The sequence below is a fragment of the Candidatus Frackibacter sp. WG13 genome, from assembly GCF_900114655.1.
Classification (GTDB): Bacteria; Bacillota; Halanaerobiia; order Halobacteroidales; family Acetohalobiaceae; genus Frackibacter.
In genome coordinates this window covers 46,395-61,618 of the sequence record NZ_FOTT01000013.1, presented here as the reverse complement: position 1 = coordinate 61,618, position 15,224 = coordinate 46,395, and the positions used below count along the sequence as shown (strand labels likewise).

Annotated in this window: 15 protein-coding genes; all 15 read right to left on the bottom strand. The window is 34.5% G+C overall.

Annotated elements, in window-relative coordinates:
- Positions 1–47: 47 nt before the first annotated feature.
- The 15 genes from BM077_RS08185 to BM077_RS08115 all read right to left on the bottom strand — a co-directional run bounded on the left by BM077_RS08185 (position 48) and on the right by BM077_RS08115 (position 15,116).
- On the bottom strand, positions 48–314 hold the full coding sequence (locus tag BM077_RS08185; RefSeq protein ID WP_089749377.1) for a Veg family protein: 267 nt from the start codon (positions 312–314) through the stop codon (positions 48–50).
- Positions 315–463: 149 nt separating this feature from the next.
- On the bottom strand, positions 464–1,462 hold the full coding sequence (locus BM077_RS08180) for an AIR synthase family protein (RefSeq protein WP_090095209.1): 999 nt from the start codon (positions 1,460–1,462) through the stop codon (positions 464–466).
- Between the two features lie 29 nt (positions 1,463–1,491).
- A complete protein-coding gene (locus BM077_RS08175; RefSeq protein ID WP_089749374.1) occupies positions 1,492–2,013 on the bottom strand; it encodes an ECF transporter S component in 522 nt (173 codons plus the stop codon).
- 72 nt (positions 2,014–2,085) lie between these two features.
- On the bottom strand, positions 2,086–2,556 hold the full coding sequence (locus BM077_RS08170) for a ribonuclease H-like YkuK family protein (RefSeq protein WP_089749372.1): 471 nt from the start codon (positions 2,554–2,556) through the stop codon (positions 2,086–2,088).
- Positions 2,557–2,575: 19 nt separating this feature from the next.
- A complete protein-coding gene (gene rsmA, locus BM077_RS08165) occupies positions 2,576–3,448 on the bottom strand; it encodes a 16S rRNA (adenine(1518)-N(6)/adenine(1519)-N(6))-dimethyltransferase RsmA (RefSeq protein ID WP_089749370.1) in 873 nt (290 codons plus the stop codon).
- An 80-nt stretch (positions 3,449–3,528) separates the two neighbouring features.
- Positions 3,529–3,849 (bottom strand): PTS lactose/cellobiose transporter subunit IIA, encoded by a 321-nt coding sequence (locus BM077_RS08160; RefSeq protein ID WP_089749368.1) that lies wholly within the window; start codon positions 3,847–3,849, stop codon positions 3,529–3,531.
- A gap of 1 nt (position 3,850) precedes the next feature.
- The gene (locus BM077_RS08155; RefSeq protein ID WP_218124673.1) at positions 3,851–5,191 is read right to left on the bottom strand and encodes a PTS sugar transporter subunit IIC; all 1,341 of its coding nucleotides are present in this window, start codon (positions 5,189–5,191) and stop codon (positions 3,851–3,853) included.
- Between the two features lie 25 nt (positions 5,192–5,216).
- Positions 5,217–5,516 carry a PTS sugar transporter subunit IIB gene (locus BM077_RS08150; protein ID WP_089749365.1) on the bottom strand — a complete coding sequence of 100 codons (300 nt, stop codon included), beginning with the start codon at positions 5,514–5,516 and terminating at the stop codon, positions 5,217–5,219.
- A gap of 173 nt (positions 5,517–5,689) precedes the next feature.
- The gene (locus BM077_RS08145; protein ID WP_089749362.1) at positions 5,690–8,686 is read right to left on the bottom strand and encodes a sigma 54-interacting transcriptional regulator; all 2,997 of its coding nucleotides are present in this window, start codon (positions 8,684–8,686) and stop codon (positions 5,690–5,692) included.
- Positions 8,687–8,846: 160 nt separating this feature from the next.
- On the bottom strand, positions 8,847–9,959 hold the full coding sequence (locus BM077_RS08140; RefSeq protein ID WP_089749360.1) for a sugar ABC transporter permease: 1,113 nt from the start codon (positions 9,957–9,959) through the stop codon (positions 8,847–8,849).
- Complete coding sequence (locus tag BM077_RS08135) at positions 9,956–11,500, bottom strand: sugar ABC transporter ATP-binding protein (protein ID WP_089749357.1); 1,545 nt, start codon at positions 11,498–11,500, stop codon at positions 9,956–9,958. Before BM077_RS08135 ends, BM077_RS08140 begins: the two co-directional genes overlap by 4 nt.
- 73 nt (positions 11,501–11,573) lie before the next feature.
- The gene (locus BM077_RS08130) at positions 11,574–12,641 is read right to left on the bottom strand and encodes a sugar ABC transporter substrate-binding protein (protein WP_255361601.1); all 1,068 of its coding nucleotides are present in this window, start codon (positions 12,639–12,641) and stop codon (positions 11,574–11,576) included.
- 301 nt (positions 12,642–12,942) lie between these two features.
- Positions 12,943–13,590, bottom strand: a complete 648-nt coding sequence (gene fsa / locus BM077_RS08125) for a fructose-6-phosphate aldolase (RefSeq protein WP_089749353.1) — start codon at positions 13,588–13,590, stop codon at positions 12,943–12,945.
- A 69-nt stretch (positions 13,591–13,659) separates the two neighbouring features.
- Positions 13,660–14,274: a TatD family nuclease-associated radical SAM protein gene (locus tag BM077_RS08120; RefSeq protein WP_176941675.1), complete on the bottom strand. Its 615-nt coding sequence runs from the start codon at positions 14,272–14,274 to the stop codon at positions 13,660–13,662.
- A 71-nt stretch (positions 14,275–14,345) separates the two neighbouring features.
- Positions 14,346–15,116, bottom strand: coding sequence for a TatD family hydrolase (locus BM077_RS08115; RefSeq protein ID WP_090003490.1), 771 nt, complete (start codon positions 15,114–15,116; stop codon positions 14,346–14,348).
- Positions 15,117–15,224 lie beyond the last annotated feature (108 nt).

The following is a 15,224-nucleotide window of genomic DNA, read 5'->3' as shown; positions in this document are numbered from 1 at the left end:
CTAATAAAAAAACAACACAAGTGATATATATCACTTGTGTTAGAAATTTAAACACTCACACATCCAATTTTTGTATTGTTCTCTTTTATCTTAATTTCTACAGTTTCTGTTAGTACATCAGCATAGCTATAAGACACTTTTCTTGGTGTTTGTTCATTGTCTACCTTAACTACAAAGATATTCGAATAGGTTTCTTCTAAGACTCCCTCTTTTTGGATAATCTTTCTTCTTCCTTGATTAGCTTTCAAACTAACCTGTTTTCCTACAAACGACTCTAAATCGTCTTTAATCTGATTTAAAATATTATTCTCCATACCCGTCCACCTTTCATCTATAATAGTGTCTTAAAGAATTATAACATATTTACAAACAGTTGTCAAGACAAGACAACATTATAACAGAAATTAAAGGATATGTCAATATAATTATCGCCAGTGCCTTAATAAATATTATACTAAAATAATTAAGCATCGTGATTATTCGCTAAAAATTTCCACAGTTCATCTTGGGGTGCCGCTGTTAATCTAGCTTTCTCTCCTGTATTAATTATTACTCTGCCTTCACTTGTAATCTTTCCAATGATAGTTGCTTCGATATTATTCTGCTTTAATTCTTCTACAAGCTCTTTACCTTGTTCAGTCGTTAAGAGCATCATTCCTGACCCAATCAATTGATATGGAATAATTTCTAATACTTTAGCAATCGCTTTAGTCGCTGGATGAAGAGGAATCTTCTCTTCTTCAACTTCAAAACCGACTTCAGCAGCTTCTGTTAATTCATATAATGCACCATATAGACCACCTTCAGTCACATCATGCATAGCATTGACCTTTAGTTCAGCACCGATTAAGCCTTCAGGAATTACACTTAAATCTTCAATTAAAGCTTGACCTGCTTGTAATAGTTCAGCATCAACACCTAAATTCAATAACTTTTGGCAATAATCAGTAGCTAAAATAGCTGTTCCCTCTAAGCCAGCCCACTTAGTAACTACAATATCATCTCCTACTTTAGCACCAGAAGATGTAATATAACTCTCTTTTTTTGTCTTTCCAATAGCAGTACACGACACTAACGGTTTACTAACGATATACGTTACCTCTGTATGTCCACCTAAAATATCTATTCCTAAGTCTTGAGCTGCTTGATTGATATCTTTAATAATAGCTATTACCTCCTCTTCAGTCGTTTCCGGAGGAACTAGTAAAACCTCTTGAATACCTATTGGCTTTGCTCCATTAGCAGCAATATCATTACAAGCTACGTTTACTGCTAAACTACCCATCCCCTCTTGCACACCAGTAATCGGATCAGTAGACATAACAGCAACAAACTCTCCAAAGTCTATAACTGTTGAATCTTCTCCTATCTTAGGGCGGACTAATACATCTTTATTATTTGCTGAAATCTGTTTTAGAACTAATTCCTTTAAATTATTAATGTCAATTTTGCCAGCCTGCATAGTAACCACCTTTCAACATTAGAATTCACCTAGTTGTCTTTTATATTATGTATCAAATCAGTCTTTAAAATAGCATATATAAGTGGTAAAGCAATTACTGCTCCACCAATAGCCTGCCCAATATTACCTGTAATACTACCTAAAGCTGCAGTCCAACTCTTAGTTATGATCGCACCAGCAATAAGATAGCCCACTACCATCCAAGCACCACCAACTAAAACGGCAATTATATCTCTTATTTCTAGTGAGGAATTTCTATTTCCAATTCCGATAGCTATTTTACCAATAATATAACCCTCTAAACCTTTAATAATTAAAGTAGGTAACGCCCAATGACTATATCCTGATAATAAGTCCGCTAACGATGATCCCAAGCCAGCAGCTAATAATCCAAATTGGGGACCAAATAGGACACCAGCCAAATAAATCATGCTATCTCCAGCATGAATATAACCACTAGTAGCAACCATAGGAATCTTAATTGCCATAGTTGATACAGTAACCAACGCAATTAATAAGCCACCTAAAGCTAATTTTTTAGTCTTATTCATAACCTCTCTCCTCCTCAGTAATCTAACTACTATTAAGTATATCTTTATGAATACAATAAAAATAGTTATCCTTTATTTTGTGTATCTATCGGCTACATTTGAAGCTCCATAAGCAGATGGTTTTATTTTGGCCTCATAGCCACTACCTACTACCATGCCTACTACTTCTTTAATTAAGTCCCGTGTCTCTCCATTACGCCCGATATCAAGATGAACTTCAATATTCAAATCTAGCAATGCTTCATCAGTCATCTTCTCTGCAACCTTACCTGCTACTTGTAAGCTCTTTAGTGTTTCATGATATATCTTCTGTCTTAAAGTAGGTTGGGGCTTAACTTGCTCTTTATTATAATAAAAGCGCGCCCCTTTCCCTTCACGATAAATAACAATAGTAGTTACAAAGATTGCCGTTTTAGCTTGTTGTGAATCACTACCTATCATTAGACGATAATTAGCTGTTGGAGCCTCTTTAACAAATCTAATGATACTAGCAAAAGTCTCTTCAAAGTCTAATTTACCATCGGTAGGACTTATAAAGTTCATCTATTACCCTCCATTTAGGTTAATTTAATAGATTAAATATAGTATTGCTTAAATCGGCAAAACGTTCTAAAGTTAACTTTTCACCACGTCTTCGGGAATCAATCTCCACCTTTGCTAATGCTGCATCAACTAAATCACGCTCTAAATCTATATTAGCTGCTTTACTTAAAGAATTTCTAATAGTCTTCCTGCGTTGCTGAAATGCAGCCTTAATTATAGAAAATAATAGTTCCTTATCCTTAACCTCTACCGGTGGTTCTTCTCTAATCTGCATTGATACAACTGCAGAATCAACCTTTGGCTGAGGAATAAAGACATTCTTAGGTACATGCGCATAGATTATTGGTTCAGAATAGTACTGAACAGCCAAAGACAGCGACCCGTAATCCTTACCATCCTCTGGAGTCGCTACCATTCTTTCAGCTACCTCTTTTTGAACCATCACTACTACTCTATCTAAGTCTAGTCTCTCCTCTAGCAAACGCATAATGATTGGCGTAGTAATATAATACGGAAGGTTAGCCACTACCTTAACCGAACTACCATCTAAATTATTTAATAAACCCTGAAAATCATATTCTAAAGCATCAGCATGAATATAATTAATATTATCATAGGCATTTAAATTATCTTTTAAGATTGAAATTAACCTTTCATCTAGCTCGATGGCCCAAACTTCTTCTGCTTCTTCGGCTAGCTTCTGAGTTAAAGATCCGATTCCCGGTCCAATTTCAATTACATAATCCCCTTTATTTAAATCAGCCCCAGCAGCAATCTTGTCAATAATATTATAGTCTACTAAGAAGTTTTGACCTAGACTCTTCTTTAACCTAATTTCATTCTGCCTCAAAATCTGTTTAGTCTTACTAGGAGTTGCAATCTTTTTTTTCATTCTAACACCTCTACCCTTTTAGTCTCTTTATATAAATTAGTGACGGATTGACTATTACCTTTATTATATGCTTAATTTTTCTACTTATCAATCTCTTCGTTATTTAATCTTTTATATAAATCTATCATTTCCATAATTAAATTCTTCTCTGCCATAGCAGTCATCAAATGATCCTGACCATGAATTAATAGGATAGAAAGTGGGTCTTTAGTATTTAATTTTTTTTGTAGTAACTCTGTCTGTAGTTTATGGGCTGCCTGTAATTTCTCTTCTGCTTCATTTAACAAATTCTTTGCATCCTCAAAATCTCCTGCTTTACTAGCTGCTAATGCTTGATAGGAGATATTACGAGCATCACTTCCACGAGAAATTATCTGCAATGCCACTTCTTCTAAATTCATATTACTCCTCCTCCCTATTTACCATCTTTAATTCCCATGCTTTAAAGAATGGATAGTAGATCACAGCTGCAATTGCCAAATCAAAGACCTGTAATAACGCACCACTAATAGAATGATTAGCTAAAAAACCACCGATAATCACTGGTACAGTCAATGGTAATTGAGCAATTGGCTTTGCTACTAACCCTATCTTCATTGCTAAATAGTTTATCGTTACAATTACCGATGGAGCCAGGATAAAAGGCACGACCATTAATGGATTAAACGCAATAGGAACTCCAAAAGTAATTGGTTCATTTATATTAAATATCCCTGGCAATAAACCGACCCTGCCTATCTGCTTTAACTGTTTAGAACGCGACCTCAATAGCATGAATACCAACGGTAATGTAGCTCCTGAGCCACCTAAATGAGTATACATATGAAAGAAAGGTTCAGTCACTATATGAGGTAACTGCTCACCTACTGCTGCTGCTTGGATATTATCACTCAATGCTGCTGTCCAAAAAGGATAAGCCACTGCCGAAACAATATTCATGCCATGAATCCCTACTGACCATAATAACATCATTAAAAATATCTGCAGCAAAGCAGCAATATATGTATCACTAGCTTGTACTAAAGGCTTCAAAAATTGCATTATTAATTGTGGTAACGTAGCTGGTAACTTCTCCCCTTGCAAATTAGTAATTATAAAATTACTACTGATATACCATTCCAATAACCAAAATATAGTGATAATTATCAAAGCAGGTAGAAGAATTTCAAAAGAATGAGTCACTCGAGGTGGAACTCCTTGTGGCATTTCGATCATTAACCCGCTTTCTTGAACCTTCTTAAAAATTTCAGTAACTAAGACCCCAACCAAAATTGCCACAAATAACCCTTCACCACCTAAATTATTAAGTAAAATCCTTAAGGAGAAATCACCAATCGATTTAATCCCTTCTTGACCACTAACTCCAATAGGCAATGACACTATCAAGAATGCCACTATACTAATCATCCCTAAATGGACCTTATCCAATTTATAATATTCACCCAAGTTATAAGCAACCCCAAAAGAGATAAAGAAGCCCATTAAGCCATATGATAATTGAAAAGGCACCATCATTACTGGTCTATATAGAAGAGCCAACTTTCTAAGCTCATTTAGAAGTTCAATCGAAGTCTCTTGGGGTAAAGGTGGGAATGCTAAAATTAAAAATAAACTTCCTACAATGATCATCGGTAAAGCAAAAGTAACAAAAGCATCTCTAATCGCAACTAAATACGGAAATTCAATAATCTTTACCACATAAGGCATCATCTTCTCTTCTATATACTTTAATAATTTCTCCATAGACCTTAATCACCTCTTATAATAATTAGTCTATCAAAGATAATGCCTCATCCAACGCTTGGTCACCATCTGCAACTGCGTATGTCATCGAATCTATTACTTTTACCGGTTTCCCTAACTCCTCAACTTTTTCCTGCATATACCTCACTTGTGGTCCTAATAAGACTACATCGATATCATCTGCTTCTTCGTTTAATTGACTTGAACCTACAGATTTGACTTCAACATTGAGTCTTCTCTCATCTGCTGCTTCTTTCATTGTTCTAACTAATAAACTAGTCGACATACCAAAGCTACATACTAATAAGATATTGACATTATTCATACTCTCACCTCGCTTTAGCTAATCTAGCTTAAGAATACCACCATCTATAAATATAAATCTTACATTAAAAGATTTTACATAATTAATTGCTAATGCTCAAAAATTCGTGTTAATTATACTTGCAATCTAGTTATTAATTTGTTTATCACAGAAGTGTTATCAATATAATTCTGCTAATTATGCTTAATTATCTTCATTACATAAGCTAATTCACTTAAAGGGAACCTAATATTAAATTCATCTTCTATATTTCTTATCTTATTTGCTATAATCTTAATCTCTTCTTTATTTTCTTCCTTAATTCTATCTATCTCAATCAACTCTTCTTCAGAAATTTCTATTTCTTCTCCTTTAATTAATCTTTCAATAGTACAACCTAGATGCATAATTAAACCCACTTTTACCTCTTTATCTAGTTTAATATTCAGACTAATTTCTAGCTTACTAATTAAATCTTTAATTGCTGTTAGTACTAGCCTAGGATTGACAAATTTCAAATAATGATTAAATGTATCTTCTATTCTATCATAAATTTCATTTACTTCTTTATTCTCTTGATTAACAACGGTTATTTTAGCCTTAATTAAATTCTGTAATTCTTTGATACCTTGCCTTGCTAAGAGACTCTGTAATGAAATAAATGGTACTTCCTTTACTTGCGGGTCAAAAGTACCTACAATTGCTAAGACATCCTTCTCTTCCATAATCTGATTAATGTAATCTTTATTTTTTTCTAATCTATTAATACTAATAGTTAAGACTTTTATCTTCTTCTCTTTAATTAGCGGAATCGACTCTGTAATTAATTTCTTTAGCTTAATAGCACTTCCTTGACCGGTCATACATACTGCTAAAATAACCTTTTCTTCCTGACCTGTCTCACTCTCCCCTAACTTATTTACTCCTAATCGTCCCGAAAAAGAGCTCATATCTTCAACTGTTTCTGCTAATTCGTCTAAAGTAACTTCGGTAAAAACTGCTTTTCGAGTAGCCTCTAATACCATCGGTGTACTAACTAAATCTACAGTTCTAATCGGAATCTTTAACTCTTTAGAAAGAATTTCACCAAAAGTAATCAGTGAACCCATATCTACTAACAATAATATACCTTTTCCTTGCTCTACATCGTTAACGACACCTTTAACTATCTCTAATATCTCTTCAGGACTTCTTTCTAAGGGCATATCAACACCGACAGCATGGTCAGCATTGAGTAAAGTATTAGCTACATCAGCCATAGAAGTAGCTGCTGCACTGCCATGAGTAATTACTACTATCCCTACTTTCCCCTGTTCTTCACCTTCTTCAAGGCCAGAATATAGAAACATAGCAATAAAACCAACTTCATCACGAGGCACATTGATACCCACTTTAGTCTCTAACAAGTCAACCATCTTATTAGCTACTATAAATTCTTTTTTATGGTTAGCTTTAATTTCATCTAAATGAGGATTATTAATCTCTTTACCTGCTTCAATTCTTTCTAAAGTAGCACTAAGGTGCATCGCCAAACCAAATAAAATTCTACTCTCTAGCTCTTTATCTAATTCTCCCTCAGCTAATACAAGCATCTCCTTAGCGACCTCAATGATCTCTTTGTCCACTATCTTTTCTAACTCTTCTTCTTTAGCAGTTTCTTTATCTTTAAATTTATTTAAGAAACGTTTAAAGAAGATATCAATATCAGCACTTAATAATCTATTGATCTCTTGTTGTTGGATTCCTTTTGTTTCTAGCTCTACCATCTGTCTTTCTAGAGTTTCATATATATTATCAAATCCTTCTACAAGGCTAACATGTTCCTTCCCTTCCCCCAAATCAGAATTAGCATTGACAATAAGTTTATCACCAATATACTTCAAAACATTTCTTAACTCAACTCTATTATCTTCAATCTTTAAGATTCCTTCCTTAACATGAGAGGATAATCTATCTAAACCTATCTTAATTACTGGCTCATTTCCTGAAAGATGATCTAGAAAAGCCCGCGCACAACATAGTTGAATATCACTCTTCAATTGCCCAATATTTCCCGGACAATTATATAGTAACAAAGCCCGTAGAACCTCTCTAGTCACTTTTACAGTAGCATTCATACGAGCAGCTTCTTCTTGAAAGAAAATTTTTATTAATCGTAACCTTTCTTTTAGAGGTCGTTCTGATAAAGGAGGTAGTTCAATAACCATCGGAATCCGCCGCGTAAAAGTCCGTAACAGACTAGACTCTGGAGACTCTGTTGTCGCAGCAATTATTAATAAGTTAATCTTTCTATCAGCTTCTGTCTCGCCTAACTTTCTATATAATCCTTTATCGATTAAGTAAAATAACATCTCTTGACCTTCCGGCGGCAAACGATGAATCTCATCTAAAAATAGAATTCCATCCTCTGCCTTCTCTATTAGACCATCCTTTTCTCGTTTCGCTCCGGTAAAAGCACCTTTAGCATACCCAAAGAGCTGTGAAAGTAATAGTTGTGGATTATTAGCATAATCAGCACAATTAAAAGACACAAACGGTGCATCATTAGTTAGTCTTTCAGTTTCAATAGAAAACCTATGCATCAATTCAGCAAACATAGTCTTCCCCACACCAGTTGGTCCTAGAATTAAAGTATGAAGCCCATTAGGAGGATAAATAATAGCAGCCTGTGCCTGTTGTACTTGTGTCTTTAAACTCCCTTCATTCCCTATTAAATTGGATAGTATATAATCTTCTTTTTCTGAAGAAGGTTTATTCTTTAAATTAACCTTAAATTTAGGCTGTAATCTATCCTTAGATACTACTTTAGATTTTACTTCCGAGTTAATACTAGCTTTTTTTGCCTCCGACTTCACCTTTGACTTAGAAATTCCCTTATGACGTATATTATTTCTAAATAACTCTTTACTACTACTAAACTTCAAATGCTCTTCTTCTAACATCACTCCACTAACTTCTTCTACAAACTCTCTATCTAAAAAATAGACTGGCTTACCAGTAATCTTAATTACTTCTCCTTCCTTATGGAGGCTATTTAGGTCACGACTAGCATTACTGCGAGCAATCCCCAACTCATCAGCAATATCACCCGCACTAAATCCAATTTTTAGTCTATTCCTAAGTTTATCTAAACTTAATCTATTATAACAAACCTCTTTTAACTTATGATATACTTTCTCCTTTCGCCTCATATATCTCCCTGCCTTTTTTATTGCTATAAATGTTATTGGCTAAATAAGGTCACCAACCCCCACTAAGTCTATCTTATATTATAACCTAGGTTAAACAGAGTATTAACAATTTAAAGAAGGCCAGAGAAGTTATCTCTGACCTTTAAGAAAAAGGTATATCCTATGCTTTTTTTCTCTTGTTCATAACATCAAACCAAACCGCTACAATAATTATTAATCCTTTCACAATTAGTTGATAGAAAGTATTAATTCCTAAGAGACTCATTCCGTTATTTAGGACTCCAATAATAAAAGCACCAATTATAGAGCCAGTAATCGTTCCATAACCACCAGTTAAACTTGTTCCACCAATTACAACCGAAGCAATCGCATCTAGCTCAAACATTTTGCCTAAATTAGGAGAAGCACCATTTAATCGTGAAGCTAAGATAATACCAGAAATTGTAGCTAAGGTAGTCATAATTGTATAAACCATTAACTTCGTCTTATATACATTAAGACCTGAAAGTCTAGCTGCTTCTTCATTACCTCCAATAGCATATAATCTACGCCCAAACTTAGTATTTCTTAAGGTATATACCCCAGCTAAAACTATTACTGCAAAGATTGCCACTGGTACTGGAATTCCACGATAGCTGAAGAATACTGCAAATGCAAACAGAATACCTAAAATTGCTAAAACAGCCTTCGTAATAACCTCTGACTTCTTTACTTCCATTCCATATTCTTTCTGTTGTTTAACATTCTTATAAATAGAATATAAGATAGTAATTAATCCAATAGCTAAGATTATACCACTAATCCCTTTAGGAATATATCCTCCTCCAATAATCGAAAACACCTTGCTAGTTACTGGTACTGAGCTCCCATTAGATAAAGTTAAAGCTAGACCACGAGCAATAGTCATCATCCCTAAAGTAATGATAAATGGTGGAATATCGTAATGAGCAATCCAAAATCCATTCCATAATCCAATTAAAACCCCACATAAAAGAATCGTCAATAATATCGCTAACCAAGCACTTAATCCAGCCTGCATTAATAACGTAACTACAATTGCTGCTAGCCCTACAATCGAACCAACTGAAAGGTCGATCCCTGCTAATAAGATTACCATAGTCATTCCTACTGATATGATCCCAATAATCGTCACCTGTCGTGCCAAGTTAGTTAGGTTTCGGGGAGTAAAGAAAGCCGGTGATAAAAATGTAAGAATTAGTCCTAAAGCTATCAATGCCAATAAAGTAGCATTATCTTTTAAAAATTTCTTCATGCCTTACTTCCTCCTTTAAAATTTCCTGTAGCATATTCCATTACTTTTTCTTTAGTAGCTTCCTCTCGGTCAAGGTCAGCAACTAATTTTCCTTCACACATTACTAAAACTCTATCACTCATTCCCATTATTTCTGGTAGTTCTGAAGATATCATAATGACAGTAACTCCTTCTTCTACCAACTTATTCATCAATCTATAAACTTCTACTTTAGCTCCTACATCTATCCCTCGAGTAGGTTCATCAAGAATTAAAACCTCTGGCTTAGTAGCTAACCATTTACCAATTACTACTTTCTGCTGATTGCCACCACTTAAAGTATTAACATTAACATCTATATTTGGGGTCTTGATATTAAGCTCATCAACATACTTATTAGTAACCTTACGTTCTTCTAACTTATTAATAACTCCATACTTTGAAACATAATCTAAAGAGGCTAAAGTTGTATTAGTCACAATATCTTGTCCTAATAGTAAACCTAACAATTTTCTATCCTCTGTCACTAAGCCTATTCCTTCTTGAATTGCATCTTGGGGGGAATTTATACTTAATTCTTTCCCATTTAAGTATACTTCACCTGTTGTCTCATCAGGATTAACTCCAAAAATACCACTAACTAACTCTGTTCGCCCAGAACCCATCAGACCTGCAATTCCTAATATCTGACCTTTATACGCTGAGAATGATACATCCTCGACCTTCTTTTCATCAGTTAAGAATGGATGCTCAACATTAATTCCTTTAACCTCTAATGTCTTCTCTCCTTGTTCAAAATCTTGCTTAGGAAACATGTCCTCTATATCACGACCTACCATTCGTGTAATAATTTCATCTAAAGTTATATCTTTAATCCGCGTGGTTTCACCGATGGTCTTCCCATCTCTTAAAACAGTTACTCTATCTGCAATCTCTTCTATTTCTTCCATCTTATGCGAAATATAAATCATACATACTCCTTGAGCCTTTAATGCTCTAATAATCATAAATAAATCTTCTATCTCTCGGTCAGTCAAAGCCGAAGTTGGTTCATCAAAGACCAATATCTCTGCATTTACCGAAAGTGCCTTTGCAATCTCAATCATCTGTTGTTGTCCGACGGTCAATTCCTTAATCAAATCTGTTGGCTGAATATCTGTAATATTTAATTTCTCTAATAACTCTTTAGTTTTAGAATGTAACTTAAACCATTCAATCTTACCACAAAAGTTTGTCTCCTGTTTATCTAAAAATATATTCTCTGTTACACTCAACCCAGGAATAAGGTTTAACTCCTGATGAATAATTGCTACCCCTGCTTCTTCTGCTTCCCTAGTATTGGTAAACTCCTTCAAATCTCCTTTAATATATAGTTCTCCTTCATAAGTAGGATAGGGCCATACCCCACTTAGAACTTTCATTAAAGTTGACTTTCCAGCTCCATTCTCTCCTACTAAAGCTAAAACCTCACCAGTTCTAGCTTGGAAATTAACATGATCTAAAGCTCTAACTCCTGGAAAATCTTTAATTATATCCTTCATCTCTAAGATTACCTCTGACAATTTTACCACCTTTTCTTTTCTTTATTTTAGGCCTGCCCCAACAAAAAGAGCAGACCTAATATAAAATGGTTAATTACTGCTGACCATAAATCTCTTCTTTAGTATGGAAACCAGCCTTAATAACTGTCTCTTCAATATTGTCTTTAGTCACTTTCACGATTGGAGTAATAATTGTCGGTACTTCCATATAACCATTATCTATTAGCTTTTCATATTCAACTACATCTTTAACATCCTTTTTAGAATTCTTAGCTAACTTATAAGCTGTTTCAGCAGCTGTTCTTGCTAAAGGCTTAATCTTCTTAAAGATATCAACTGTCTGGATCCCTTGAGCAACGTATCTAATATTAGTTAAGTCTGCATCAGAACCAGCAACAAAAACCTTATCAGCATCTGCTAACCCTTGTGCTTTTAGAGCAGAAATAACTCCACGCGCCATACCACTATTATTACAAATAAAAGCATCAATATCATTATTATACTTAGTTAAAACATTTTCTGCAGTCGCCATTGCTTTATCCGGAGCCCAACCTTCATGCCATTCTTCAGCAACTAAATTTAAACCTGGAGTCTCCTTAATGATCTTTTTAGCTCCACTAGTCATTGCAATAGCGTTAGAGTCACCTGGCTGTCCTTTAATTAGAACAACATTACCTTCTACTTTACCTTTCTTCTCTTTCAGCCAATCAACCATTGTCTCACCTTGTAACTTACCTACTGCCCAACTATCCTGCATAACGTGAACATCTAAAGGTCCGTTAACTAGCATCGAATCATAACCAACAACCTTAACACCTTCTCTATGAGCCATCTTAACCATGTTGCCTGCTGTACCTGTATTTACAGGTTGCAATACTATTACGTCTACTCCTTGTGCCAACATATTCTCAAATTTAGATAACTGAGTTCTAGCGTTATTGTTTGCCGCAGCAAATACAACTTCTGCACCTAAGCTTTCAGCTTTTTTAATAAACGCTGCCTTATCCTTCTGATAGCGCTCTTCTTGCATCGTCTTCAATAAAAAACCAATCTTAATTTTCCCATTATCCTTCTGTTTAGTGCCGCCAAAGAAACATCCTGTAGCAAATAGACTAACCACCAATAACATAGCTACAACCATTAACCCTTTCTTTCTCATCATCAATAACCTCCTAAGTTTTTTGAATTTTACTATATTTAAATCTCACTTATATTAAAATGCAAACTACATGCCAATTTATAAAATCTTAATTAATCGATCTAAACAAAAAAAAGATGAACCCTATTACTAATAGAGTTCATCCTAGTTAAAAATAATTTGTTATTTTATTGTTGCTTTTTCTAATCACACACATTAACACAGATAACACACTATGGATCATTCTTAAAAAGATAGTGTGTTAAACTTGTGTTAAATCCTAGCACATAAACAACACACTTTTACTGACCGTTCAGTCTCCATCTTATTCATTTGTACCTTCCCAGTCAGCTAAGAACTTTTCAATACCCTCATCTGTCTTAGGATGCTTAAACATCTTTTCCAAAACTCCATAAGGAATCGTAGCAATATCAGAATCAACCATAGCTGCTGCTTTAACATGCTTAGGATGTCTAATACTAGCCGCAATAATCTCAGTATCGATACCATGCAGAGTAAATATCTGACTAATCTCCTTTACTATCTCCACTCCATCATGTCCGATATCATCTAGCCGCCCAATAAATGGACTAACATATGTAGCCCCTGCCCGAGCAGCTAAAAGTGCTTGATTTGGCGAAAAGACTAAAGTTACATTGGTCTTAATTCCTAATTTAGATAGTTGGCTAACTGCTGCCAGTCCATCTTTATTCATCGGAATCTTAATTACAACATTATCAGAAATCTTGGCTAACTCCTTAGCCTCCTTAACCATGCCTTCTGTATCAGTACTAATTACTTCCGCACTAACCGGTCCATCAACTAAAGAAGTAATCTCCTCAATAATATCTTCAAAGTCTACTCCTTCTTCCTTAGCAATTAAAGAAGGGTTAGTTGTCACTCCATCTAAGATTCCTATTCGATTCATATCTCTAATTTCATCAATATTAGCAGTATCAATAAAGATTTTCATTAAATTTACCTCCTATTAAAGTTAAATAATATAAATACATATCTATATGTTGTAAAATTATTATATAGATTATTCATCCTTTTCCGCATCTGAACCACTATATTGTCGTACTCTAAACTCTACACCTAGATTATTAGCAATCTTACGGCATTCATAAATACTAGTCGTTGGATAGTTAACTACTGATAAGACTACCCGGGGAATATACTTCTTACATTCTTCTGTAAATTCTAGAATCGCTGGAAAAGAATCTGACCCAAATTCAGGATTACATAATTGTTGATATTTATTAGCATTCTTAGCATTTAAACTAATCGAAATAACATCAACTAACCCTTCTAAATCCGGTGTTACATTACGCTCATGAATCAAATTTGCTAAGCCATTAGTATCGACTCTTATCGCTACATCATAATTTCTTAACCATTTAGCTACTTTTATTACTACTTCTAATCTAATAAGCGGCTCACCATAACCACAAAAGACTATTTCTCGATATTGGTCAAGAGCCTTCTGTTCTTGTATAGCAGCAATAACCTCATCACTTGTTGGTTCCTCATCCAACCAAAGATTATAGCCTCCTACTCCATCTTTATAGTCTCTAACACAAAATTGACATTCATTAACACAACGATTAGTTATATTTAAATAAAGAGAATCTCCTAATTCATAGGCAATAGTCATCTTCAAACCTCCTTGCAGGCTTAATAATGTAATCCATTATAACATAATCTGGTTGGAATTACAAAATAACGTTAACTAGTCAAACCAAAGACTCGCTCTGCATTCTCTGTTGTTATTTCAGCTATCTTTTCTGCTGAATATGGCAGTATTTCAGCTAGCTTTTCAGCTACATGTTTTACATAAGCAGGTTCATTCCGCTTACCACGATTCGGTTCTGGTGTTAAATATGGAGCATCGGTCTCTATTAGTAGTTTGTCCAATGAAATCTGTTTTACTACTCTTCGTAATTGATGAGCATTATTAAAAGTTAAAACGCCACCGACAGCTATATAAAAATTAAGTTCCATGGCCTCCTTAGCCATCGCTAAATCACCACCAAAACAGTGGATAACTCCTCCAACTTCTTCAGCACCTTCTTCTTTTAATATCTGCATCGTTTCTTCTTCAGCTTCCCGACTATGAATCACTAAAGGTAAGTTTACCTCTTTAGCTAACCTAATATGCTGTCTAAAGACTTCTTTTTGAATCTTCCGGGGAGAGTTATCATAATGATAATCAAGACCAGTCTCACCAATAGCTACTACTTTTTCTTCAGCAGACCACTTTTTCAACTTATGATATGTAGATTCTGTAACACTCTTTGCTTCATGAGGATGAACTCCCACAACAGCATAGATCATATCATATTCATTAGCTAAATCTATAGACCGTTGACTAGACTCCTCATCAGCACCAACATTAATAATATATTTAAGATCATTCTCCCGAGCCCGATTAATAACATCCTCTCTATCATCACTAAAACGAGGAAAGTCTATATGGGCATGAGTATCAACTAACATTAAATTAAATCACTCCTGTTCTAAACCTGAATATTATCAACTAAATTAACTATCTTATACTAAAACAACTCTTATCTCATGAAATATTATAATAGTCTTGATTTTTAC

What these genes read in the sequence shown, in the direction of transcription:
- BM077_RS08115 (WP_090003490.1), bottom strand. Translation starts at nt 15,116, where the DNA reads ATGTTAGTTGATACTCATGCCCATATAGACTTTCCTCGTTTTAGTGAT.
- BM077_RS08145 (WP_089749362.1), bottom strand. Translation starts at nt 8,686, where the DNA reads ATGAGGCGAAAGGAGAAAGTATATCATAAGTTAAAAGAGGTTTGTTAT.
- BM077_RS08155 (WP_218124673.1), bottom strand. Translation starts at nt 5,191, where the DNA reads ATGGAGAAATTATTAAAGTATATAGAAGAGAAGATGATGCCTTATGTG.
- BM077_RS08180 (WP_090095209.1), bottom strand. Translation starts at nt 1,462, where the DNA reads ATGCAGGCTGGCAAAATTGACATTAATAATTTAAAGGAATTAGTTCTA.
- fsa (WP_089749353.1), bottom strand. Translation starts at nt 13,590, where the DNA reads ATGAAAATCTTTATTGATACTGCTAATATTGATGAAATTAGAGATATG.
- BM077_RS08130 (WP_255361601.1), bottom strand. Translation starts at nt 12,641, where the DNA reads ATGATGAGAAAGAAAGGGTTAATGGTTGTAGCTATGTTATTGGTGGTT.
- rsmA (WP_089749370.1), bottom strand. Translation starts at nt 3,448, where the DNA reads ATGAAAAAAAAGATTGCAACTCCTAGTAAGACTAAACAGATTTTGAGG.
- BM077_RS08120 (WP_176941675.1), bottom strand. Translation starts at nt 14,274, where the DNA reads ATGACTATTGCCTATGAATTAGGAGATTCTCTTTATTTAAATATAACT.
- BM077_RS08185 (WP_089749377.1), bottom strand. Translation starts at nt 314, where the DNA reads ATGGAGAATAATATTTTAAATCAGATTAAAGACGATTTAGAGTCGTTT.
- BM077_RS08175 (WP_089749374.1), bottom strand. Translation starts at nt 2,013, where the DNA reads ATGAATAAGACTAAAAAATTAGCTTTAGGTGGCTTATTAATTGCGTTG.
- BM077_RS08160 (WP_089749368.1), bottom strand. Translation starts at nt 3,849, where the DNA reads ATGAATTTAGAAGAAGTGGCATTGCAGATAATTTCTCGTGGAAGTGAT.
- BM077_RS08170 (WP_089749372.1), bottom strand. Translation starts at nt 2,556, where the DNA reads ATGAACTTTATAAGTCCTACCGATGGTAAATTAGACTTTGAAGAGACT.
- BM077_RS08140 (WP_089749360.1), bottom strand. Translation starts at nt 9,959, where the DNA reads ATGAAGAAATTTTTAAAAGATAATGCTACTTTATTGGCATTGATAGCT.
- BM077_RS08150 (WP_089749365.1), bottom strand. Translation starts at nt 5,516, where the DNA reads ATGAATAATGTCAATATCTTATTAGTATGTAGCTTTGGTATGTCGACT.